This window comes from Selenomonas ruminantium AC2024 (assembly GCF_000687995.1).
Taxonomy (GTDB): Bacteria; Bacillota; Negativicutes; order Selenomonadales; family Selenomonadaceae; genus Selenomonas_A; species Selenomonas_A ruminantium_B.
The window spans coordinates 1,343,655-1,365,779 of sequence record NZ_JIAC01000001.1 but is presented as its reverse complement, the minus strand read 5'-3'; the positions used below and the strand labels follow the sequence as shown (position 1 = coordinate 1,365,779).

The 22,125-nt window shown below is 51.1% G+C and carries 24 protein-coding genes; 4 read left to right on the top strand and 20 right to left on the bottom strand.

Annotated features, from left to right (window positions below; all coding sequences use genetic code 11):
• Positions 1 to 31 precede the first annotated feature (31 nt).
• The 18 genes from P157_RS0106355 to mnmA form a co-directional block, all read right to left on the bottom strand.
• Complete coding sequence (locus P157_RS0106355) at positions 32 to 895, bottom strand: 4Fe-4S binding protein (protein WP_026760262.1); 864 nt, start codon at positions 893 to 895, stop codon at positions 32 to 34.
• A 37-nt stretch (positions 896 to 932) separates the two neighbouring features.
• A complete protein-coding gene (locus P157_RS0106350; protein WP_026760261.1) occupies positions 933 to 2,357 on the bottom strand; it encodes a sulfate adenylyltransferase subunit 1 in 1,425 nt (474 codons plus the stop codon).
• The gene (gene cysD / locus P157_RS0106345; RefSeq protein ID WP_026760260.1) at positions 2,357 to 3,178 is read right to left on the bottom strand and encodes a sulfate adenylyltransferase subunit CysD; all 822 of its coding nucleotides are present in this window, start codon (positions 3,176 to 3,178) and stop codon (positions 2,357 to 2,359) included. The genes P157_RS0106350 and cysD overlap by 1 nt, the downstream gene beginning before the upstream one ends.
• Before the next feature lie 17 nt (positions 3,179 to 3,195).
• The gene (locus P157_RS14030; protein WP_230578453.1) at positions 3,196 to 3,399 is read right to left on the bottom strand and encodes a 4Fe-4S dicluster domain-containing protein; all 204 of its coding nucleotides are present in this window, start codon (positions 3,397 to 3,399) and stop codon (positions 3,196 to 3,198) included.
• 30 nt (positions 3,400 to 3,429) lie between these two features.
• Positions 3,430 to 3,507 carry a 4Fe-4S binding protein gene (locus P157_RS15735; protein ID WP_230578498.1) on the bottom strand — a complete coding sequence of 26 codons (78 nt, stop codon included), beginning with the start codon at positions 3,505 to 3,507 and terminating at the stop codon, positions 3,430 to 3,432.
• Positions 3,504 to 5,180 (bottom strand): adenylyl-sulfate reductase subunit alpha, encoded by a 1,677-nt coding sequence (locus P157_RS0106335; RefSeq protein WP_026760259.1) that lies wholly within the window; start codon positions 5,178 to 5,180, stop codon positions 3,504 to 3,506. The genes P157_RS15735 and P157_RS0106335 overlap by 4 nt, the downstream gene beginning before the upstream one ends.
• 16 nt (positions 5,181 to 5,196) lie before the next feature.
• A complete protein-coding gene (locus P157_RS0106330) occupies positions 5,197 to 6,270 on the bottom strand; it encodes an ABC transporter ATP-binding protein (protein ID WP_026760258.1) in 1,074 nt (357 codons plus the stop codon).
• The gene (cysW, locus tag P157_RS0106325) at positions 6,260 to 7,147 is read right to left on the bottom strand and encodes a sulfate ABC transporter permease subunit CysW (protein ID WP_037368177.1); all 888 of its coding nucleotides are present in this window, start codon (positions 7,145 to 7,147) and stop codon (positions 6,260 to 6,262) included. Before cysW ends, P157_RS0106330 begins: the two co-directional genes overlap by 11 nt.
• A 254-nt stretch (positions 7,148 to 7,401) precedes the next feature.
• Complete coding sequence (locus P157_RS0106320; protein ID WP_026760256.1) at positions 7,402 to 7,983, bottom strand: YSC84-related protein; 582 nt, start codon at positions 7,981 to 7,983, stop codon at positions 7,402 to 7,404.
• A 356-nt stretch (positions 7,984 to 8,339) separates the two neighbouring features.
• On the bottom strand, positions 8,340 to 8,903 hold the full coding sequence (locus P157_RS14025; protein WP_230578452.1) for a peptidoglycan recognition family protein: 564 nt from the start codon (positions 8,901 to 8,903) through the stop codon (positions 8,340 to 8,342).
• Positions 8,904 to 9,253: 350 nt separating this feature from the next.
• On the bottom strand, positions 9,254 to 10,078 hold the full coding sequence (gene cysT / locus P157_RS0106310) for a sulfate ABC transporter permease subunit CysT (protein ID WP_026760255.1): 825 nt from the start codon (positions 10,076 to 10,078) through the stop codon (positions 9,254 to 9,256).
• Between the two features lie 18 nt (positions 10,079 to 10,096).
• Positions 10,097 to 11,125, bottom strand: coding sequence for a sulfate ABC transporter substrate-binding protein (locus tag P157_RS0106305; protein ID WP_026760254.1), 1,029 nt, complete (start codon positions 11,123 to 11,125; stop codon positions 10,097 to 10,099).
• A gap of 192 nt (positions 11,126 to 11,317) precedes the next feature.
• Complete coding sequence (locus tag P157_RS14020; RefSeq protein WP_051598527.1) at positions 11,318 to 12,562, bottom strand: ATP-grasp domain-containing protein; 1,245 nt, start codon at positions 12,560 to 12,562, stop codon at positions 11,318 to 11,320.
• Positions 12,563 to 12,568: 6 nt separating this feature from the next.
• Entirely contained in the window at positions 12,569 to 13,327 is a 759-nt protein-coding gene (locus tag P157_RS0106295; RefSeq protein ID WP_026760253.1) for an esterase family protein, read from the bottom strand.
• A gap of 86 nt (positions 13,328 to 13,413) precedes the next feature.
• Entirely contained in the window at positions 13,414 to 13,734 is a 321-nt protein-coding gene (locus P157_RS0106290) for a YezD family protein (protein ID WP_026760252.1), read from the bottom strand.
• Between the two features lie 76 nt (positions 13,735 to 13,810).
• On the bottom strand, positions 13,811 to 15,016 hold the full coding sequence (locus tag P157_RS14015; protein WP_051598526.1) for a M20 metallopeptidase family protein: 1,206 nt from the start codon (positions 15,014 to 15,016) through the stop codon (positions 13,811 to 13,813).
• Positions 15,017 to 15,032: 16 nt separating this feature from the next.
• Positions 15,033 to 15,653 carry a peptidase C39 gene (locus P157_RS0106280; protein ID WP_026760251.1) on the bottom strand — a complete coding sequence of 207 codons (621 nt, stop codon included), beginning with the start codon at positions 15,651 to 15,653 and terminating at the stop codon, positions 15,033 to 15,035.
• A 154-nt stretch (positions 15,654 to 15,807) separates the two neighbouring features.
• On the bottom strand, positions 15,808 to 16,872 hold the full coding sequence (mnmA, locus tag P157_RS0106275) for a tRNA 2-thiouridine(34) synthase MnmA (RefSeq protein WP_026760250.1): 1,065 nt from the start codon (positions 16,870 to 16,872) through the stop codon (positions 15,808 to 15,810).
• A gap of 215 nt (positions 16,873 to 17,087) precedes the next feature.
• On the opposite strand from mnmA, the gene P157_RS0106270 reads away from it, so the two are divergent.
• The 4 genes from P157_RS0106270 to P157_RS0106255 all read left to right on the top strand — a co-directional run bounded on the left by P157_RS0106270 (position 17,088) and on the right by P157_RS0106255 (position 21,163).
• On the top strand, positions 17,088 to 18,350 hold the full coding sequence (locus P157_RS0106270) for a dicarboxylate/amino acid:cation symporter (RefSeq protein WP_026760249.1): 1,263 nt from the start codon (positions 17,088 to 17,090) through the stop codon (positions 18,348 to 18,350).
• A 182-nt stretch (positions 18,351 to 18,532) separates the two neighbouring features.
• Entirely contained in the window at positions 18,533 to 18,733 is a 201-nt protein-coding gene (locus P157_RS0106265) for a hypothetical protein (RefSeq protein ID WP_026760248.1), read from the top strand.
• 384 nt (positions 18,734 to 19,117) lie between these two features.
• Entirely contained in the window at positions 19,118 to 19,717 is a 600-nt protein-coding gene (locus P157_RS0106260; protein WP_026760247.1) for a hypothetical protein, read from the top strand.
• A gap of 21 nt (positions 19,718 to 19,738) precedes the next feature.
• Complete coding sequence (locus P157_RS0106255; protein WP_026760246.1) at positions 19,739 to 21,163, top strand: hypothetical protein; 1,425 nt, start codon at positions 19,739 to 19,741, stop codon at positions 21,161 to 21,163.
• A gap of 68 nt (positions 21,164 to 21,231) precedes the next feature.
• Here the strand turns inward: P157_RS0106255 and P157_RS0106250 are convergent, their stop codons facing one another.
• Both P157_RS0106250 and P157_RS0106245 read right to left on the bottom strand, forming a co-directional pair.
• Positions 21,232 to 21,651, bottom strand: coding sequence for a VOC family protein (locus P157_RS0106250; RefSeq protein ID WP_230578451.1), 420 nt, complete (start codon positions 21,649 to 21,651; stop codon positions 21,232 to 21,234).
• Positions 21,620 to 22,117: a nitroreductase family protein gene (locus P157_RS0106245; protein ID WP_026760244.1), complete on the bottom strand. Its 498-nt coding sequence runs from the start codon at positions 22,115 to 22,117 to the stop codon at positions 21,620 to 21,622. Before P157_RS0106245 ends, P157_RS0106250 begins: the two co-directional genes overlap by 32 nt.
• Positions 22,118 to 22,125 lie beyond the last annotated feature (8 nt).

Below are 22,125 nucleotides of genomic sequence, written 5' to 3'. Positions count from 1 at the left end.
ACACCTATTATGTCAATAGTTTTTCAAAAAATTATTTTTGGCTCTCGCGGATTATCTGCGTAAACTCCTCCCAGCCAATCCGGTCGAGCATATTGCGGAAGCGTTCACCTTTGTTGGCGTGCTGTTCAAAGTAATCCAGCGCGGCATCGAGGGCCTTGCGCAGTTTATCCTCACCGTAAATCAGCGGCACAATCTTCTTGCCGATGGCAATGCGGTTGCCGTAGAGCCCGCCAAAGGACACGACAAAGCCGGACTTTTTCTCAAATGCCTCGAATTTGCAGCCCTTGGTGCATTTGCCACAGAAATAGCATTTCTTTCTGTCCCAAAGGATTTTGCCCTTTTCCCTGTCTAAAGTCAGCGCGCCCCGCGGGCAGATTTTAACGCAGGCACCGCAGAGCTTGCACTTATCCTTCTGCCACACGGGCTTTACGCCGCCTTTGATGCCGATATCGTTTTCCTCGGTCTTCAGGCAGTTGTTATGGCAGCCCGTAAAGCCCACCTTGAATTTATGCGGCAGCATTTTGCCTGCATAGCGCTCCGCAAATTCCTCTGCTAGCCTTGCGGTATCGATAAGGCCCGAACGGCAGACGGCATTGCCCTGACAGGCCGTAATCGTACGCACCTGTGCGCCGCAAAAACCTGTGGCAAGGCCGCCCGCTGCCAAGGCTTTTTTAACTTCATCGATATCCTGCTCCTTGATAAAGGGAATCTCAATGCCCTGACGGGAAGTCAGATGCACATAGCCTTCGCCAAATTTTTCCGCTACTTCCTGCACGGTCTGCAGCTGGGCAGCAGTGAACTTGCCGCCCACGCTTTTCAGGCGCATAGAAAAACAGCCGGGCTGTTTCTGCTGCATAAAGCCATGGGATTTGAGCTCCTTGTAATCGTATGCCATAGTATCAGCTCTCCTATTTTTTTCTTTAAGTATACCCTTAAATCCCTTCGCCGTCTATGCCGCTGAAAACTTCCCGTTCAGTGCGTTCAAGGCGCACGATTTCGCCATCTTTGACCACGACGATAAGTTCGCCATTCTGCGGCAAATGGTTCATGATATAGCGCATTGCCTTCTGGGAGAATTCGCCAGGCGCTTCTTTTTCCGCCGCCAGCACAATGCCGCCGCCTGCTACATCATAGCCATCCACCAGCACAAAGCGGCCTGTTGCCTGATAGTCCTGAAAGCGGTCAAAAGCGATTTCTTCTTTGAGTTTCAAAATCACCTCTGCCACATCATTGAGGCGGATTTCCTTGACGGTATCCGCCGCGCGCTGGTCAAGGCTTGACGCGTCAATAAGTTTTTCAATGCTTTCCACCTGCGCTTCCACTTCCTGCGTGCCGAGTTTTAGCTTATAACGACGATTGAGCTGCAAAGGCTTTTTGCCGAGCCAAAACAGGGACACACGCAGGCGTTTGCCCGTAAGCGGCGGCGTATCGCCCGCCCGCGTGATGATTTCGCCCCGCTGATTGAAGAATTCATCGGCCACCTGTATGCCTGTGGACGCACCGGCAAAAGCCTGTGTGCGCTGGTCTTTTGCCTGCCAATAGGGAAAGGCCACTACCTTGGTCTTGCGGCCGCCGGGATAGATGGCGATTTCATCGCCCACAGCCAACTGCCCTGCTTCAATCCGTCCGGCGATTATGCGGCGGGAATCGAATTTATACACATCCTGAATCGGCAGGCGCAGAGCGCGGTCAACCGCCGCCTGTTCACCTTCCAACAAATCTAAAGCCTCCAACAATGGCTCGCCCTGATACCACGGCATATGCACCGACTTGCTGGCGATATTATCTCCTTGCAGGCCGGATACGGGAATATACTTGAGCGGATAAATCCCTAGTTCCGCCAGGAACGCCCCCATATCATGTTTGATTTTAACGAAAGCGATTTCCGCATAGCCTGCCAAATCCATCTTATTGACCAGCACATAAACCTTTTTGATGCCCAACAGACTCAGCATATAGGCATGGCGGCGGCTCTGTTCCTGCACGCCCTGTTTACCATCGACAATCAGGAGCGCCGCTTCGGCACCTGCCGCGCCGGAAATCATGTTCTTCAAAAATTCCTTATGGCCCGGTGCATCAATAATCACATAGTCACGCTTAGCGGTAGAGAACTGAATGCGCGTGGTGTCAATCGTAATGCCCTGCTGCTGTTCTTCCTCAAAGGCATCCAACAGATAGGCGTATTCAAAGGGCTTGCCCGTATCGTGTGCGATTTTTTCGACCTTGTCAATGGCTCCCTGCGGCAGAGAACCTGTATCGTAGAGCAGGCGGCCAATGACTGTGGATTTACCGTGGTCCACATGACCCACCACGACGATATTCAGCCCTGCTTCTTTTTGTTCTAATGCTTTCCCCATTACATATACCCCTCTTTCCGCAGTTTCTGCATCGCATAGGAATCCTCCTGGTCCTGCTTGCGCCCGGCCCGCTCGCTGGTGGTCGTATGTTTTAATTCCTCGATGATTTTATCCAGCGTGTCCGCCTCCGACTCAATCTGCCCCGTGCAGCAGGCGCAGCCTAACGAGCGGTAGCGCTTGCCGTTCTTGGCAAAATACAAATCAATGATGGGAATATTTTCCCGGCGGATGTACTCCCAAATATCCAATTCATTCCAGGCCAGCAATGGATGGACGCGGATATGATGGCCTTTCGGAAAATCCGTCTTGAACTGGTCCCAAAGCTCCGGCAGCTGGTTGGCATAGTCCCAGGCATCGTCCTCCTTGCGCTCACTGAACACGCGTTCCTTGGAGCGGGAACCTTCCTCATCGCGGCGCACGCCCACAATCAGCCCATCAAAGCCGTATTCCTTGACCACCTGCTTGAGCCCCTCGGTCTTTAGTGCCTGACAGCAGGCCAGCCGCCCTTTGTCCGGTCCCATACCGGCATCGATAGCCGCCTGATTGGTATGGACAATCAAATCCAAGTTCAGTTCCTTGGCCACCCGGTCACGATAGGCAATCATTTCCGGAATCTTATGCTTGGTATCGACATGGATAAACGGAAAGGGGCAATGACCATAAAAGGCCTTTTTCGCCAGCCAGAGAAGGACCGTCGAATCCTTGCCGATGGACCATAACATCCCCAGCTTGCCCAATTTCTTGTAGGCTTCCCGTAAAATATAAATGCTTTCTGCTTCCAGCTTGTCTAATTTATCTGCTGTTTCGATTGCTTGTGACATAACGCTCCCCCGTTTATTTAATATTGATTGGCTTCCTGCTTCGCCGTGACGATTTCCTCCTGGCTGCCGTCCGGCCACTGCATCTGCCATTTGATTTCTTGTTCATTGTTCTCTGCATAGAGCCGCCCGCCGTGGCCGCCCAAATCTGCCGCCAGATAATAGTAAATGGCCTTGCGCGGACATTCCTTGACGCAGGCGGTGCAGCCCCAGCAGTCCCGCACCTCACGGATAGCGGCTTTTCCCTCACGCAGCTACAGAAGATTTCCCGGACATACCTCGGTGCACTGGCCACAGCCTACGCATTTGTCTTTTTCAATGGCAATACTCATCCGGCCGCCTCCTCTGCATTCACTGCTAACGGACGGCGGATAATCTGAATCTGCCCATCTTCTAATCGCGAATTGATAAATACCTTGAACTCGTCGCGCGTCTCCGGATAATCCAAATGCTCGGCAAAGCCCGGCCAACGGGTTTCCTTGCGTGCCGCTAGATGCGCCAAAAGAGCCTGACAGACGAGCAGCCGTTCCCGCAGTTCAAAAATTTTTAATAGCCCATAGGCATCTGACGCCCGCAGGCTGTCGCTAAGACTTTGCAGCCGCTCGATATGCTTGGCGGCAATCTTTAAGGAACTTTCGCTATAACCATAATGCGTCTTAATGCCGCCGGCATATTCATCCATAGCCTGCTGCATGGCTTCTTCGAGACTTTCGGTCGTATAGGGACTGTCTGCAGTTGTGCCGCTAAAATGCTGTACCTGCCTGATAATCGTATCTTTTATGCCAGTCAAATCCATTTTTGTTGCAGCCTTGACCGCGTATTTTGCCGCAGATTCGGCGGCTATCTCCCCTTCGACAAAAGCCCCCGTCACATACTTTTGCGGACAGCCGCCTGCCACATCCCCCGCCGCAAAGAGCCCCGGCAGGGTCGTTGACCGGTCAGCGCCAATCCAATAGCCGCTGGCGGTATGACCACCGACCACATAAGGCTCGGAACCTTCGATTTCCACATCGAACTCCTGCGGGCTTAGGCCGCTTTCCCGCCAAAAGAGCGTTTGCGCGGGCGCCATATTGAGATAGGCACGCTCCAAAGCCGCCGCCTGCTCCGCGCTGATACCATGCGTAGCCAGATAGCAAGGGCCATTGCCGGACAGATTTTCCTTGACCACCGCCCAAAGGCGCTGGGCCGTGGTATTGCCATATTTTCCCTGATACTTTTCCCCACGGGAGTTGATCTGCGGCGCGCCCACGCCCTGCGCAATCGTACCGGTTGGCGCGATTGTCCCCTTGCACCGGAGGGCGATAAAACGCATCTCGAACGTGGTCATTTCCGCCCCTGCCCGCAGGCCCATGGCATAGCCTGCGCCGGTGTTAAAGGGACTGTACCACATCTTATGGCGGGAAGTTCCGGGATGATTGGGCTGGTAAAGCCCTGCCGCCCCGCCCGTAGCACAGATTACCGCCTTGGCGGTAAAGAGTACGATTTCTTCCTGCTTTAAGTCAATCCCCCAGGCCCCGCACACCTGACCACCAATTACAAGATAATCCACGATATTGACATGATTTCTGACTTTGACATTTGACAAGTCAAGTACGGCCTTGGCAAGCAGCGGCTTGATATTTTCCCCATTTATCTTGATATTGCGCCAGCCCCGCGCGGCATAAGAGCCATCGGGATTTTTCTGGAGCACCAGCCCCAGTTTTTCGAGTTTCTCGGTTACTTCATTGAGCCCTTCACTCATGGTCAGGAGCAAGTCCTCCCGCACAATGCCTGCCGCATCTTCCTTGGCATAATCCACATAATCCTGCGGCGTATGCCCCGGCGTGATATAGGCGTTCAGTGCATTGACTCCTGCCGCAAGGCACCCACTGCGCTTGATATTTGCCTTATCCACCAGCAGGACATTTAATTCCGGGTGTTTTTCGCCCAGCGTAAGCGCCGCATAGCAGCCCGCCGCCCCGCCGCCGATAAGCAAAATATCCGCCTGTTCTTCTCGTACATTCATATCCTCATCTGCCTTATCAAATCACTACGGACTCCTGCCGCTTGGCGCGGTTTTCGATAATCCGCGTCTGCCCAGCCTCCAAACTGTAAATCCGATGAATAAAGGCCAGCGCCTTATCCCCAACCTGCAAGGGTTCCTTTTCGAGACTACGCGCCGCCCGCAAAATCTGTCCGCGAACCTCAATGTCCACCGCCATATTGCTGCCTCGGAAGTAGGTGGCCTTCACCACCCCCTGCTCGGCGCCTAGCGGCAGGGAAATCTCCCGCTCATCCTTGGCCAGTTCGATAAACTCCGGACGAATAATACCCTGATGATTTCCAGCCTGACTCTGCTCGCCCCCAAAGCCCTTAAAGCGCGTATAGTCCTCCACCTTCACGGATTCGCCGATAAAATCCGCCACAAACGGCGATTGCGGTGACTGATAGATTTCCACAGGACTGCCCGCCTGCTCAATGCGTCCCTTGTTGACGATGATGATTTTATCCGCCACCTCCACAGCCTCGTCCTGGTCATGGGTCACAAACAAACTCGTAATGCCCAGGCTATGAATCGCCTCCCGCAGCCAGCTTCTGAGTTCCTTGCGCACCTTGGCATCAATGGCCGCAAAGGGCTCATCGAGCAGCAAGACCTTGGGATTGGGTGCCAGCGCCCGAGCAAAGGCCACCCGTTGCCGCTGACCGCCGGAAAGCTGCTGCGGATAACGCTTGGCGACTGCTGTAAGCCCCGTAAGCTCCAAGAGTTCATCCGTTCGCACCTTGATGGTGTGACCATCCACCTTCTGCACTCGCAGGCCAAAGGCGAGATTATCCCGCACCGTCATATGGCGGAACAGCGCATAATTCTGAAACACAAAGCCAATGCCCCGCTCCCGCGCCGGAATCTTATTGACCCGCCGCCCGGCAATCCAAATATCGCCCTTATCCGGCTGTTCTAACCCCGCCAGCATCCGCAGGAGCGTGGTCTTGCCACTGCCGGAAGGCCCCAGGAGCCCGGCCAGCTGTCCTTTTTCCACACCAAAGCTTGCATCATCTGCCGCTTTGAAACTGCCAAAATATTTTTCGATATGTTTCAGTTCTACTTCATAACTCATGTTCACCAGTCCTTTCCGCTCTCGTCAGCCGCCATTCCACCAAATTGCGTAAGATAAGCACCACCACGGCCAGAATCACTAGAATCGAGGCCACAGCAAACGCCGCCGTAAAATTATATTCATTGTAGAGAATCTCAATATGCAGCGGCAGGGTATTGGTCTTGCCCCGGATATGACCAGACACCACCGAAACGGCCCCAAACTCGCCCATCGCGCGGGCGCTGCAAAGGATAATGCCGTAAAGCAGGCCCCATTTGATATTGGGCAGGGTAATCTGCCAAAAAATCCGCCAGCCGCTGGCCCCCATAAGCGCCGCCGCTTCTTCCTCCTGCCGCCCCTGCGCCTCCATCACCGGCACAATGCTGCGGGCGATAAACGGCAAAGTCACAAAGATAGTCGCTAGCACAATCCCCGGCACCGCAAACACCACCGCCACCTGATAGGCCTGCAAGGTATCATAAAACGGACTTAACCTGCCAAACAACATGATAAAGAACAAGCCCGCCACCACCGGCGATACCGCAAAGGGCAAATCAATAATGGCGCCTAATAAACTCTTGCCTTTGAAATCAAACTTCGTGAGCAGCCACGCCGCCGCCAGCCCAAACACGGTATTGGACAATACCGCAAGAATTGTGGCTTCCGCCGTCAGCCATAAAGCCTTCTGGGCAAAGGGTTCGCTGATAGCCCGCATATAAGCTGCCCAGCCTTTGGCCAAAGCCTCCACACCAATCAGTACCAAAGGCAGAACCATCATCACGACCAAGAACGCCGCCCCCAACAAAATCAACGACCACTTGATTAACGTTTCCTGCCAGGCTCCCTTTGCAAGTTTTTCTTTTGCTTTAACACTTGCTAATTTGCTGACCAACTCCATCAGCCACACCTCCTGACTCTGCCAACAACTCCCATTTATTCCACATGCTCATAGCGCTCCCCCCAGTCAGCATAACAAAAAGAGGCTCCGCAAATCACCCGTACAGGCAATCTGCAGAACCTCCAATTTTTTTGGTCAGTTCAACCCGATTTACACTTTTTATCGTCGCCGCTCTTTGGCGATGACTTTATGTTACATTATTACACCTATTATGTCAATAGGTGTAAGGAGAATTTGCCAAATAAATTTTCCGCTCACCGCTTATTCAATTTCTTATCGGCATAAATCTTTGTTCCCTTGATGGAAGCATCTAGAGACAGGCCCTTTTTCGTCATCTGGTACACCCAGATGCCATTGGCAGCAATCGAGGCCCCTTCTACCGCACCACCTGCCTGTCCGTCACTGGCTGAAGCATCTGCCGAGCTGGCAAATTTGATATCCCCGGAGATAAATGCTTTCCAGGCCTGTTCCGTGCCGATGACAAAAATCAAATCATACTCTTTTATTCCGAGACCAATCCCCAGTCCCAATTCCTTCATCCGCATGTAGACTTTTTCGCCTGTGGTATTGTTAGCCGCCAGGCCTCTGCCATGTGCATCGCCGAACAAACCAAGCTTCATGCCCGTATTGCTCAAAGTCGCATAAGCGTAGCAATTATTGATGACATTTTCGGCAGAAGGAACTTTTTCATAAAGATTATGCAGCGCCTTTACCGACAGATTATCAATTTCCGCCCGCTCCTTGTCGATTTTCTCCTGACTGGTCGCCGCAAACGAAGTAGCCGTCATCAGGCAGACCAACAACGCTGCCATCAGCAAGGTAAACATTTTTTTCATCACATACGCCTCCTCATTAATCATATTTTCCCAAATCGATTTGCCCTAAAAATTCGCCACCCAAACAAATAAATCCTGCCACCAGTCCGTCAGAAAAACGACAGGAAAACTTACTGCTACCGTTAACCTCTAACTATAGGGAAGGACTACAAACTTATCTTGGCGCAGGTGCTTGCTTTTTGACCGGAGCGCACCGCCGAAGGCTGGCTCCAAAAAGAAAAAATCTAAGTCAACGGCTGAAAGCCGCGACGTGGTAACCGGAGCATCCCCCTAAGTTAACGGCACAACCGAGGGAGCCATTTGCGCGCAGGTCAAAAAGTAAGCACCTGCGCCATCCCACTTAGTAGCTTATCAGTTTATACGCAAAATCTCCGAATCTCCTCCAGTCGCCTATAAAGATTCTTCCCCGGACACAACGTATCATTCAAATCCCGATGCCCCACAATCACGCCCTTTTCCATTGGGTCAAGCCCATATTTCTTACAGAGCCAGCGACAAAGTTCCTTAACCGAATCCATCTGCGCTTCCGTCGGCTTGCCGATTTCAAAATTCCCCGCCAGACAAATCCCCAAGGAATGCTTATTATGCCCCAGCGCATGCGCACCTATCGCCCTAGGACGCCGCCCCTGCTCAATCATGCCATCCTTGCGTATCAGGTAATGATAGCCAATCCCCGCCCATTTCCGTTCCTCCTGATGGAATTTATGAATAGCAGCCGCCGTTGAATCCTTATCCACATCCGGAAAGCCCGTATGGTGAATGACCAAAGCATCTGTGACCGGCCGCTCCTCGTATTCCGTAAACTGAAAAAAACGCTTATAAATCATCGGCTCATAATAAGAAGCCTCCACGATTTTCTGCCCATCTACCATACCCAGCAAACAGGCCGCCCCCAAACACAAAAACTCCCGCCTGTTCATCGCCAATCCTCCTCACCAAAAGTCACGCATACTTCATCACTTTTCTTATATCACAAGATTCGCCCCCACCAAAACCAAATCCTGCCACCAACCATTTAAGCACAAAAAAGCACCAGCACCAAGAAACGTCTTTACGAAACGTAACTTGGCGCAGGTGCTTGCTTTTTGACCGGAGCGCACCGTCGAAGGCTGGCTCCACTAAGAAAAAATCTAAGTAAACGGCTGAAAGCCGCGACGTGGTAACCGGAGCATCTAGCTAAGTTAACGGTATTAGCGAGGGAGCCATTTGCGCGCAGGTCAAAAAGTAAGCACCTGCGCCGAGCCACTACTGTCCCTTAACGTATCGTTCATTATGCTCCTAATCTCTGCAGCCGATAATGCTGATACCCATTCAAGATAAGCAGCACCAATAATGACATCCCCAACATCACAATCGCCACCGCCGCAGCCGCCTGATAATCAAACTGCTCCAGTTTCGTCATAATGAGCAGCGGCGCAATCTCCGTTTCATAGGGCATATTCCCCGCAATAAAAACCACGCTGCCATACTCGCCAATCCCCCGGGCAAAGGCCAAAGCAAAACCGCTGATTAGCGGTGTCACAAGTTCCGGGAAAATCACCTTGCGAAAGGTCAGGAATTTTCCCGCCCCCATAATGGCTGCCGCTTCCTCCAACGAGCCGTCCAAATCCCTGAGCACCGGCTGGACACTGCGCACGACAAAGGGTATCCCCACAAAGATAAGCGCAATGGTTATGCCCACCGCCGAGAACGCCGACGGAATGCCTGCGGCATAGAAGAACTGGCCGAGCCAGCCATTTTCCACATAGAGCGTAGTCAGTGCGATACCTGCTACTGCCGTCGGCAGGGCAAAGGGCAGGTCGATAAGCCCATCCATCAACCGTTTGCCGGGGAAATTATAGCGCACCAGCACCCAGGCCAGCAGCAGCCCGAACACGGCATTAATCACAGCCGCCGCCAATGCACAGCCAAAGCTCAGCATATAGCCATGCACCATGCGGTAATCCGTCACCTGCCGGATAAAGCTTTCCCCGCTCATGCCACTGGCATAAAGTACGAACGCGCCCAGCGGCAAAAAAATCAACAACGACAGATAGAAAAACACAATCCCCAAGGCGAACCCGCCGCCCGGAATAACCTGCCCCAGTCTCAGCATAACACTTCCCCCTTACGCTTACTTCTGATAAATCTGGTCAAAGGTGCCGCCATCGGCAAAATGTTCCTTCTGCGCTTTCGTCCAGCCACCAAAGGCATCATCAATGGTAAAGAGCTTAAGTTCCGGGAACTGGCCCTTGTACTTTTCAAAGACGGCCTTGTTGCGCGGACGATAGAAATTCTTGGCGGCAATTTCCTGCCCGTTTTCGGAATAGAGATAGTTAATGTAGGCTTCAGCCACCTTGCGCGTTCCCTTCTTGTCCACGACCTTATCCACCACTGCAACAGACGGTTCGGCCAGAATGGACAGGGACGGCGCTACGATTTCATAATCCGGCGAATCTTTAAGCGTAATCAGCGCTTCATTTTCCCAGGCAATCAGCACATCACCCTGACCGCGCTGTACAAAGCTGGTCGTTGCGCCACGGGCACCGGAGTCAAGCGCCACCACATTCTGGAACAACTTTTTGATAAAGCCCTTGACCTGCGTTTCGTCACCGTTGAATTTCTGGCGGGCATATTCCCAAGCCGCTAAGTAATTCCAGCGGGCACCGCCGGAAGTCTTTGGATTCGGCGTGACGATTTTCACATCATCCCGTACCAAATCATCCCAGTCGTGAATGTTCTTGGGATTGCCCTTGCGCACAAGGAAGACAATGGTCGAAGTATAGGGTGCGGAGTTATCGGGAAACTTCTTCAGCCAATCCTTGTCGATAAGCCCTGCCTGCGCGATTTCGTCCACGTCATACGCCAGAGCGAGCGTCACCACATCTGCCTCTAAACCTTCGATAACCGAGCGGGCCTGCTTGCCGGAACCGCCGTTGGACTGGCGGAACTCCACATCCTGACCGCTTTCCTTCTTCCATTCCCCCGTAAACACCTGATTAAATTCGGCATAGAATTCGCGCGTCGGGTCATAGGACACATTCAAAAATTCCCCTGCCCCCTTGCTGTCCGCATTACTTGCTGCCTGTTCACTGCCGCAGCCAGCAAAACCGATTGCCGTTAGTATTCCTAATGCCACACTTGCCGTTTTCCACCACTTCATATAATTACCTCCCCAACATAAATATAAATAATTTCCTATATAAAATAAGAGGCTCCACAAAATTCCCCGCAAGGAATTTGTGGAACCTCCAATTTTTTTGGTCAGTTCGCTGAACCATATTTACTTCGCACAAGCATTTAGCACTTGTGTTCATTTGCGATGACCTTATGTTACACTATTACACCTATCATGTCAATAGGCAAGGCAAAATTTTACATCCGCCTCCTCAGCAGCCGTATCCTCTGCCACCGCCTGGTCGAGCACAAAATGGATGAATTCATCTACGGCGTCCTGACTCGGCACCTTGGCGGTGTACATCTGATTGCCCATCTGCGGTACCATCATTTCCGGCATGCGTTCACACATGACAAGCTGCGCGCCATAGCGCTCCATGATTTCGCCATGGGTATGCACATACTGATGGCAGTCACGGCGGCTGGCATAGACACAGTAACAATGCTCACCGCTGTCCGGCAGTTTCCGATAGTTGTCCGTCACCATGTCCGCCCAAACCTGATACACATCGGTGGAATGGGCAAAGTCAATCATATCCGGCGTATAGCCGCCCGCAGGTCGCATATTGACTTCGAGCCCTACAAAATCCCCAACATCGCCCAAGCCCGCCTTTGCCTTGGTCAGACGGAAAAATTCCAGATGGACAAAGCGGCTCTTGACGCCAAACGCCTTGACCGTAGCCCGGCCTACGCCCTTTAACTCCGCCGGAGCATGGGCAGCCGTATAATAGGACAAGTCCAGCTGCTTGAGCACGATATCCATAACCGAAGGCGGCCATACCGTCATGGACTCCAACAGCGGCTTGGAATCCGAATCGATAATGGCATCATAGGAGCAGATATCCCCCGTGACAAACTCCTCCATCACATAGGGCACAGGCAGATTTTTGGCAAAGAATTCCTGCAAATCCGCATCATTTTCGAGCTTAAAGGTATCGCAGGCACCAACGCCCACATCCGGCTTGACGATTACCGGGTAATCCACTACCGCGATAAACTTCCGCGCCGCTTCAATGTCCGTGATTTTATGCAGACGCGCCGTCGGCACGCCCGCCTTGGCATAAAACTCCTTCATGGCGGACTTGTTCTTGATGCTGGCAATATTTTCATATTGATAACCCGTGGTCACATGAAAATCTGTGCGCAGGCGGGCATCCTGTTCCAGCCAAAACTCGTTATTGGACTCAATCCAGTCAATCTTCCCATGTTTAAAGGCAAAATACGCCACCGCGCGGTACATCTGGTCATAGTCCGACAAGTCCGGCACGAAATAGTATTCCGTCAGGGAATCCTTCAGCCGCTTGTCCAACGCATCATAAGGACAGTCACCAATCCCCAGCACATTCACGCCATTTTTATGCAGGCGGTCACAGAAATTCCAATAATGCTTGGGAAAATGCGGGGAAATAAATACAAAATTCATTTGCCATTAGCCTCCAATTCTTGTTTCACCCAGCATATAGGGCAGGAAGTACAAAATCTGCTTCTGCCACCAACACCAGTCGTGGTTCACATCATAACCCCAAAAATCCGTCCAGCCGTGAATCCCCTTCGCGTGGAAAATATCGCCCATAATGGCGGTCGTACGTCGGCCCTCATCTTCCCAGGCACCCTGACCGACACAGAGAATGATGGGCTTTTCGTTGTACTGCCGGATATACGGATGGTCAGGCGGCATCTGCGCCAAAAAATCCATCGGCGAGTTTTCATAAAGCGTTTCATTCAGCCAGCCATCAAAGAAGAACTTGGCATCGTAAACGCCCGACAGGGACAATATTCCCGCAAAAAGTTCCGGACGGCGCAGGAATAATATTGCCGCATGCAGACCGCCCAGACTGCAGCCGGTCACAATCGGCAATTTGCCCGTGCCATTCCTGTCCGCGATAAAGGGCAAGACCTCCGCCACGATATAGTTATAGTACGCTTCCTGACGGTTGGCACGCCAGCCCTTATCGCCCCAGACATTTGACCAGGTTTCCGTATCCACCGTATCTACGCAAAAGAGCTGAATCCTTCCTTCATTTAGATACCCAGACAGCGTATCAATCATGCCGAAGTTCTCGAAATTATCGCTCATGGCATCCTGCGTGGGAAACACCAAAACAGGCGTCCCCTTGTCCCCATAGATGCGGATGCTCATATCCCGCTGCAAGCGCTCACTGTACCAACTGATATGTTCTTTTACCATTTCATCATCCCCTTATCTTATCCCCTCTTAAGAAAAACTCCAGACATTTCCCGTCTGGAGTTTCCCCGCTATTTATCTTTGACTTGTCAAATACCATCGCCATCCATAAACCGCTGTTTTTCCAAACGGTCAAAATGGGTAACTGTACCCTGTTTTACGATGATGCTCAAGCGGCCATAATAAAGGCTGGCAAGCTCTCGCTCAATGGTGCGGCGCAAATTCCGCTCGGTATCCTCCGACCATTCCGCAGGTTTTGGAATGCCCTGCCAGGGATGCACACGCATCTTTTCGGTACGCTCCACCTGAATCAGAACACCATTCTGGGCAATCAGTACCACTTCCCCGAAGTACAGGCCCCGTAAAACCGACATAATGTAATTCAATACATCAACAGGTACATCCTTCATATACATCTCTCCTAAATGACGATAGCATTATGTTACACTATTACACCTATCATGTCAATGGGTGTAATAAAAAATGTTAAATTTTTACTAAAGTGTCATCCAGTTCAGAAAGATATTCTTTATCCTGTCCCAAAAAGTTCAAGGCGTAGTTAATGTGCAAATCGGCGGCAACCTCCACCGCTTCTTCTGCCGGTGCCAGTTTTTCGCTATGGAGCACTCTGGCTGAATCCGAACCCTCCCTGGCGGTTCCTACATGTGCATATACGCCGGGAACGTCCTTGATGTACTCGGCAAAATCATCGGCGGCAAAGCCAAAGACCGGTGCTTCAGAAATCGTCACCTTATCCTCGCCCAAAAGTTTCCGGGCAATCTGCGCTGCTTCTTCCCGCGCCTGTTCATCGTTAATCAATGGGCTGGCATTGCAATCGTAGGTCACTGCCGCCTGCACACCGTACACTGCCGCTATATTTTCCGCCAGCTCGTGGATTTTCGCCTTGAGCTTTTCACGGTTTTCCTCTGAGAAGACCCGAAAACTGCCTTCGATAAGGGCACTATCGGCTACAATATTATAGGAAGTGCCTGCCTTAAAGACACCAATGCCTACATTGACCGGTTCATCCGACGGCAAAAGCCTGCCCGAAAGCTTGCTGATTTCGCCCACCAATACCGCGCCTGCCTGCAGGGCATCCCTGCCCAGATGCGGCTTGGAGGTATGCGCTTTCCTGCCCGTCAGATTTATGCGGAAAAAATCGCAGGAAGCCGCATCTTCCTTGCGCGAAAACACCACCGTCCCGACTGGCACATCGGGGGCAATATGAACGCCAAAAGCCCTATCGTAATTGTTTAAGAGTCCCTGCTCCCGGAAATACTGCGAACCATGCCCCATCTCCTCTGCCTGCTGAAAGACCAGCAGTACCGTACCGGCAAAGCTGCCTTTCAGCTCGGCAAGTTTCTTCGCCGCCGCCAACAGCGCCGCCGTATGCACATCATGGCCGCAGGCATGCATGACACCTGGATTTACCGATTTATAAGGTAAATCCGTCTGTTCCTCAATGGGCAAAGCATCAATATCCGCCCGCAGGAGAATCGTTCTGCCATTGTCACGGTGCCCCTTTATCCGCGCAAAGGTTCCGGTTTTCTCCACTTCCTGATATTCTATGCCAAACTCGTTCAATTTTTCCCGAATGAATTTCGCCGTATTGTATTCCTGATTGCTCAGTTCCGGATGCTGATGCAGCCATCTGCGGCATTCCCGGGCAAATCCGCTGTCACAATGAAACATATCGCTCCCCCCGTTCTCAAATAAAATATTCAATCGTCCGTTCTGCCGTAAGTTTATTGCGGGTGTCAAACAAGAGTACCGCCTCCCGCTCCTCCACACGCCCCAAAGCATACGGCGCAACATCCTCCCGGTTAAAGCAGGAAAAAGGCACAACGCGGTTATAGGACAGTGGCTGCGACAAGGTGCATACAATCTCCTCACCGAACGGATTTTCCGTCATATAATACGGGTCAAAAAGATAAATCTTTTCCCCATCCCGCTTAGTCAGCAATACATAATGTTCCCCGTCCATATGCAGGCGCACGACCACCACGCCGCCACGGTTCAAGGCATCCACCACCAGACTGTTCTCGCCTAAATACACCGCCTTGCCGGAAAGATATTGGCTTTCGATAGGCAATATCCCTGCCTCTCCCACACCGGACAGCCAGCGGGATAAAAACATCATTGCCATGCGGGAAGTGCCGTTTTTGCCGGGCACGCCGCCTTTGCCATAGCAATCCAGCGAATAAATCATGATGTTGCGCAGAATTTCCGGCTGGATTTCTTCGCGCTCAAACAGATAGGAAATCGCATTGAGCATGGAGGTCGGCCCGCAATCATACTCCGATACCTGATAACGCAAGGGATTTTTCATAAACAGGTCACCTCTCCTACATACCTACTAAAAAAGAGGTTTTGCACAGAATTCACGTTCTTGCAAAACCTCCGGTTATCCAGTCAGTTCTTTCGTCCACCTGACGATGACCTTATGTTACAATATTACACCTATTATGTCAATAGGCTTTAATTTATTTTGCCAAAAAAATTTTCCCACCGCCAATAATATTGCCCTGCTCATCGTAAAAAACTGCCGACTGACCTGGTGCCGGAGCGCGGACAGGCTCGGCAAAGTTTATCTTTATCTGGTCGTCAGCGATGCGCTGCAGGCTGGCGGTTGCACCTGCATGGTGGTAGCGTATCTTTACCTGCGCTGAAACATCTTCGCCTTCTACAACCTCACGTGACATAAAGCACAGGTCTTTACAGAAAACTTCCTGCGTGTATAGCCCTTCCTCACCGCTTATGACCACTTCATTGGCTGCGGCGCGTATCTCCTTAACATAGGCAGGATAACCTAACGCCAGCCCCAAGCCTTTTCGCTGACCGACTGTGTAATGAATGATTCCTTTATGCTGACCCAAAACCTTGCCCATTTCATCGACAAAATTTCCTGTCATTGTTAAATCTTTGTCACTATATTCTTCAATATAATCGGTGTAACTGCCCTCTGTCACAAAGCAGATTTCCTGCGAATCTTCCTTATCCGCTACATTGAGCCCTGCCTTGCGGGCAATATCCCGCACCTCGGCTTTGGTCAGCCTCCCCAAGGGCAGAATGGTACGCGCGAGCTGTGCCTGCGTGAGTTTGTAGAGCATGTAGGACTGGTCTTTCTGCTTATCTGCGCTTGCCCGCAGCGTATAGCGGCCATTTTCCAGCCGCTCGATGATGGCATAGTGGCCGGTCGCCACATAATCTGCCCGCATATGCGCCGCGACGCTTAACAGCTGCTCCCACTTCACATAGCGGTTGCACTCCACGCAGGGGTTGGGCGTGCGCCCCGCTTCATAATCCGCCACAAAGGGCTTCGTCACATAATCATGGAAACATGCCACCGTATTCCAGGGATAATAGGCAATGCCCAAAATATCCGCCGTCCGGGCAGCCTCATCTATCTCACAACACTTACTGCTGCCACTCTCCCACGATTTTAACGTAATGCCGATGACCTCGAAACCTGCCGCCTTCAGCAAATACGCCGTCACCGCACTATCCACCCCGCCGGACATGCCCACGATTACCTTACCTCTGCTCATAGCCAAAAATTCTTCCTCTCTATCGTTCACTGTCCATGATGACCTAATGTTATACTCTTTAGCCTACCATGTCAATAGGTATTCAAATTCACAGGTTTACAAGTTGACATGTCAAATGTCAAAGGTATATACTTTTACTATTAAAAAGATAGTGTTTCATCATTTTTTGTACAGTCATATCTTTTTCAAGGAATCATTTTTATCAAGGAGGCATTATGCGAAAACTTAATCTAGCGACACAGGTGCTGATTGCTTTTGTCATCGGCACAGTGCTCGGCATCATCTTTCAGAAAGACATCTTGTTCCTGCAGCCTGTGGGCGATATCTTCCTGCGGCTGATTCAGATGATTGTCGTGCCCCTGATTTTCTGCTCCATCATTGGCGGTATTGCCAATATCGGGGACATTGGCAAGCTACGGCGCATCGGTTCCAAGGTTTTGGGCTTTTACGTCATCACCACGATTCTCTCCACCATCATCGGTCTGGCGGTTGCCAACTTCATGCAGCCGGGCAAGGGCTTCAGCGCCGACCAGATTATCGCGACAGGCGAGCCCATCAAGGAGGCCGCGCCCATGACCGTGGGCAGCACGATACTAGGCATGATTCCGGCAAATCCCCTGCACGCCCTCAGTGAAGGCAATATCATGCAGGTGATTGTCTTTGCCGCCTTTCTCGGCATTGTCATGACCATGCTGGGCAGCAAGGTCAGCACGGTCAAAAAATTTGTCGAAGAAAGCACGCTCATCATGTTCAAGCTCACCGATATCGTCATGCTGACTACACCATTGGGCGTGCTTGCTCTGGCGGCGTGCAGTGTCGGTGAATACGGAACTGCGATGTTCAGCGCTTTGGGCATGTTCATTCTGACCCATTATGTCGGCGCCTTTGCCGTCATTGTACTGCTTTACTTATTCATCATCAAAGTCATTGCCAAAATTCCGCTTACGGAATTTTTCCGCAAGATTATCAGCGTATGGCTCGTAGCATTCAGCACTACGAGCAGTTCCGGAACCCTGCCGGTCAGCCTCAAAGTCACGGAAGAGGATTTCCGCGTCAAGAGCGAACTGGCCTCCTTCTCCCTGCCGCTGGGTGCCACCATCAATATGAACGGTATTGCGGTTTACTACGCCGTCACCATCATCTTTGTTTCCCAGATTTACGGCGTTGACCTCACGCTCGGACAGCAGGCCATGTTTATCTTCCTGACCACATTGATTTCCATTGGTACACCGGGCATTCCCGCCAGCGGCATCGTGCTCGCCATCATGCTGCTGAACACCATGGGCCTGCCCACCGCCATCATGGGCATGATTGTGGGCATCTTCCGCCCCATCGACATGATTCACACCGCCCTCAACGTGACCGGCGATGTGGTCAGTACGCTGGCTGTTGCGCGTATGGAAAATATGTATGAAGACGATACAGCAGGCACAGACACAGAACTTATCGCCGAACCTGCATTCAATCACGAAAAATAAGAACCAGCTCGAGCAAGAACGGCTGACCAGCCTTGGTCAGCTGTTCTTTTTTTGCCTAAAAGAGCAAAATCCAAAAAACTTTTCCCCTCCGGCAGGAAAAGTCCATGGGGGAGGAATAATATACGTAATAAAGAAACAGATATCATGTATTCCTTTATTAGACCAGTTCAAGGGGTGGTAACATGAACGTCAACGATAATCAGCAGCTTCATTCAACTATCCTTCAATCATTAGCTGCACTTCGCGAATACGATAAAGTACAACATTGGGACGATGAAATGCAGGAAGAAGTCAAGACACTACTGCAAAGACTTGAACAATGCGTCGAAAAAGAACGGCTGTATTACGCCATGTATCGTAAAATAAAACTCACCGATGACTAAAACAGCCTTTGGACGCATAAATGCGCAACGAATATTCATAAAATATATACCCAATGCCGATATCCAGATGTATGCAGGAGAGTTATATTCGTGAAATCAAACCGTAAAATGCTTGTATATGCGGGTGTACTCCTGACAGGAGTAATTCTCTCCATCGGAATCGTCCTGTTGGCAGCATACGCCGCATATAGTTTCCGTTAGCCCGACTAGCCGAAATCATCACCCACAAACCAATACCGCGAAAGTGAGCGACTGTCCTAAATTGGTCAGCCGCTTTTTTGGCTTGCCCCCTTATAAAATTGCGCAAATATTCGATATACAGAAGGGATGATATATGATTGCATAAGGATATATTATTGTATTTTTTGTTTTGGAGGTGTACAAATGGGTATTTACATCAGCAAATTGACCGACTCTCCTTCTGCTGCGGTCAATACGCAATCACAGCCACAAGCAAACGGTGCATTCAAAGCGCTTATGAGCGAATTTTCGCCACCAGAAAATGAACCTGTGGTGCCTGTGACAGAAAAAAGCGACCAGCTGCCCTTACAGCCTGTGGCAAGTAAAGATTCTGTGGAGAGTATCCAAAACCATGCACAGGACAATTTAAGTTGGCAGGCGTATTATCATTCCGGCGGACACTTTAAGCCGGGCGAAAAATTCACCATGCCTGCGGTACTGCCCAGCTATGCCGAAGCCGCGCGGGCAATCGGGCCGGGCGGCCCCTACTCCGTCGAGGCGGTAAGCAACTGCATTCTGAGCATGGCCGCACAGGTCGCTCAAGGCAATTCCGATAAAATTGCCGAAATCCGGCAGGAAATTGAAAAAGCCGTAGCGATATTCCGCCGCGATTATCAAGCCACCACCAAGGAAAAGGACTTGCCGCAAATCTGCCTGGACACCTACGATGCCATCATGTCCGGACTGGACAAGCTCCAAGCCGAATATACGGAAACGAACGCAGCAGCGGAAAAATCCGCATGATGCTTACAAGGAGGGAAAACCATGCTTATCGGACGAGCTGCGGATGGCAGCAACCTTAATGTTAGTGTTGCCGTCGACACGAGCAAGGCAGTACAGCAGGCAAAAGAAAACGAAAAATTAACAGCAGAAGCCCCTGCCTATCAGGTGGAACTGAGCGGGGCAAAGGAAAGCTATAAGAGTCACTGGGTCGAGTTAAACCGCACCGCCTATCTCACCTATCGTGATGGGCAAAGCCAGACTGATGAGTTAGCCGAAATGCAGGCTGCCATAGCCGATGTCATGGAACAGCGGGAACAAAACAAAAAACCCTTCAGCTGGACCCCCAATACAGATTTATCACGCATTGACTCCGGCATTGAACAGGTTAACCTGATGGACATCGCCAAGCCTGCTTCCCCGGAAACACTGGCTATAATCGAAAAAGTAAAAGAAGCCTCTAAGCCCCTCCCCATCTTAAACGTCTATGTACCACCGGAATTAGCCTATCGTTACCCGAATTCGATTGACACCATAAAAAGCCAGCACTACACTTGGACAGCCAAAGATGGTCTTGTCGAAAATACCGCCACTATTGACGGGAAAAACAAGGTAGAAGAAAGCGAAGCTAAACTGAAAAATACGCTAAAGCAGGATATTCACGACACCATCCGCGATATTTTGAAGCCTTATGCCAGCTACTCTGAAGCCTATGACCAGTTAAAAGACAAAAATATCTTTGTCGATACCTATGAACACGCAGGAGATGCTGTGCTGCGTTCCACCCAGGAAATCTCCGGCGGTCTTTTCGGCAAGCTTGCCAGCCAGCTCAACGATTATGTCAAAAACTTTGGCAAGGATGACCAATTCTTAGAAGACATCAAGACCGCCTTTGACGTAATCACCGGCGACAGCCCGGACAAAAATCCCCTGCTGAAGCAGGTCGAAAAAATGGTACGCTATGTACAGGGCGGCGGCGAACTCGATATCAAAGACAAAAAATACGAGGAAGATGTCGAAGCAGCTATCGCCAAGGCTTATAAGAAGAAAAACAAGGCCAAAAATGTAGAACCGGATAAACAGAAAACGCCCGAAGCAGCCTTCAAGACCGATACCTCCTACCTCGACAACCTGCGCCAGCAGTTGGAGCAGACTTCGCAAATTCTGGATAAAATGACCGCTGACCCCGAAGACGAAAAAAAACACCAGACCAAAACAGCCCGTGATGTACTGGACAGCCGCCCGCCGGAAGACAGTTTCGATATGGACTTCCATCAGCAGCTTGCCCATGTAGACGACCGCAATCCCATCATCACCGATACCTCTCATGGCATTTTCAATCACAAAAAGCCTGTTGATGCGCTGTCGGAAGATGACACCAACGAACTTGCCACCTTGCAGGCAGGCTGGCTGGACTATGTCAAAAATCACAACCTTATTGATACGGGCAAAGTAACCCATAATTTCTAAACCGCATAATAAAGCGGGCGGCTGACCGGTCAAATCAAATTGACCAGTCAAGCCGTCCGCTCTTGTCTTTATTCATGAATTTCTATCGGCAATCCATCCGGGTCATGGAAGAACGTCATCTTTTCCCCGGTAAAGGTATCACAGCGTACCGGTTCTGTCTCAACGCCCAAGGCATTTAATTTGCGAACCGTATCGTCCACGGAATCCACACGGAAAGCCAAATGCCTAAGGCCATAAGCCTCCTTGCCCGGCCAGCCTGCTCTTGGCGGGCAACCCTCTTTGATAAAGAGTTCTAGCTCCGCATCCGCCAGCCGCAGGTCAATTTTCCAATCCTGCTGCTCCTCGCGGTAATTTTCCCGAATCACCGCAAAGCCCAGAATGTCCACATAAAAATGCCTGCTCCGCTCATAATTGCTGCCGATAATGGCCACATGATGGATGTGCTGTAAGTTCAATTTACCGCACATAATGCACCCGCTCTTCATCATAGCGATCCTGCTGCGGATTCTTCTTGGCCGGATAGCCGAAGGGTACCACGGTAAAGGGTACCAGATGTTCCGGCAGGTTAATTGCCTTAGCGACCTTTTCCATGCGGTCAGCAAAGGGTGCCACGCCCAGCATAACGCCGCCCAAGCCCTGCGCCTCAATCTCCAGCAAAGCATTTTCCGTTGCCAAGGCCATATCTACTTCAATCAGTTCCGGCACGATGATGTTTTCCTTGCGGGAGCAAAGCACCAGAGCCGCCGGGGCCTTCGCCGTCATAGCGGTATACGGACTAGTTTCGGAAAGTTCCTGCAATACCGCTTTATTCGTGACCACATAGAACTCCCACGGCTGCTGATTGACCGCCGAAGGAGCCGCCATTGCCGCGCGCAGAATCTTTTCGATTTTCTCTGCCTCCACCGGCCGTTCCTCATAGCTGCGCACACTGGTGCGGGTAAAAATTGCGTCCATCTCTATAA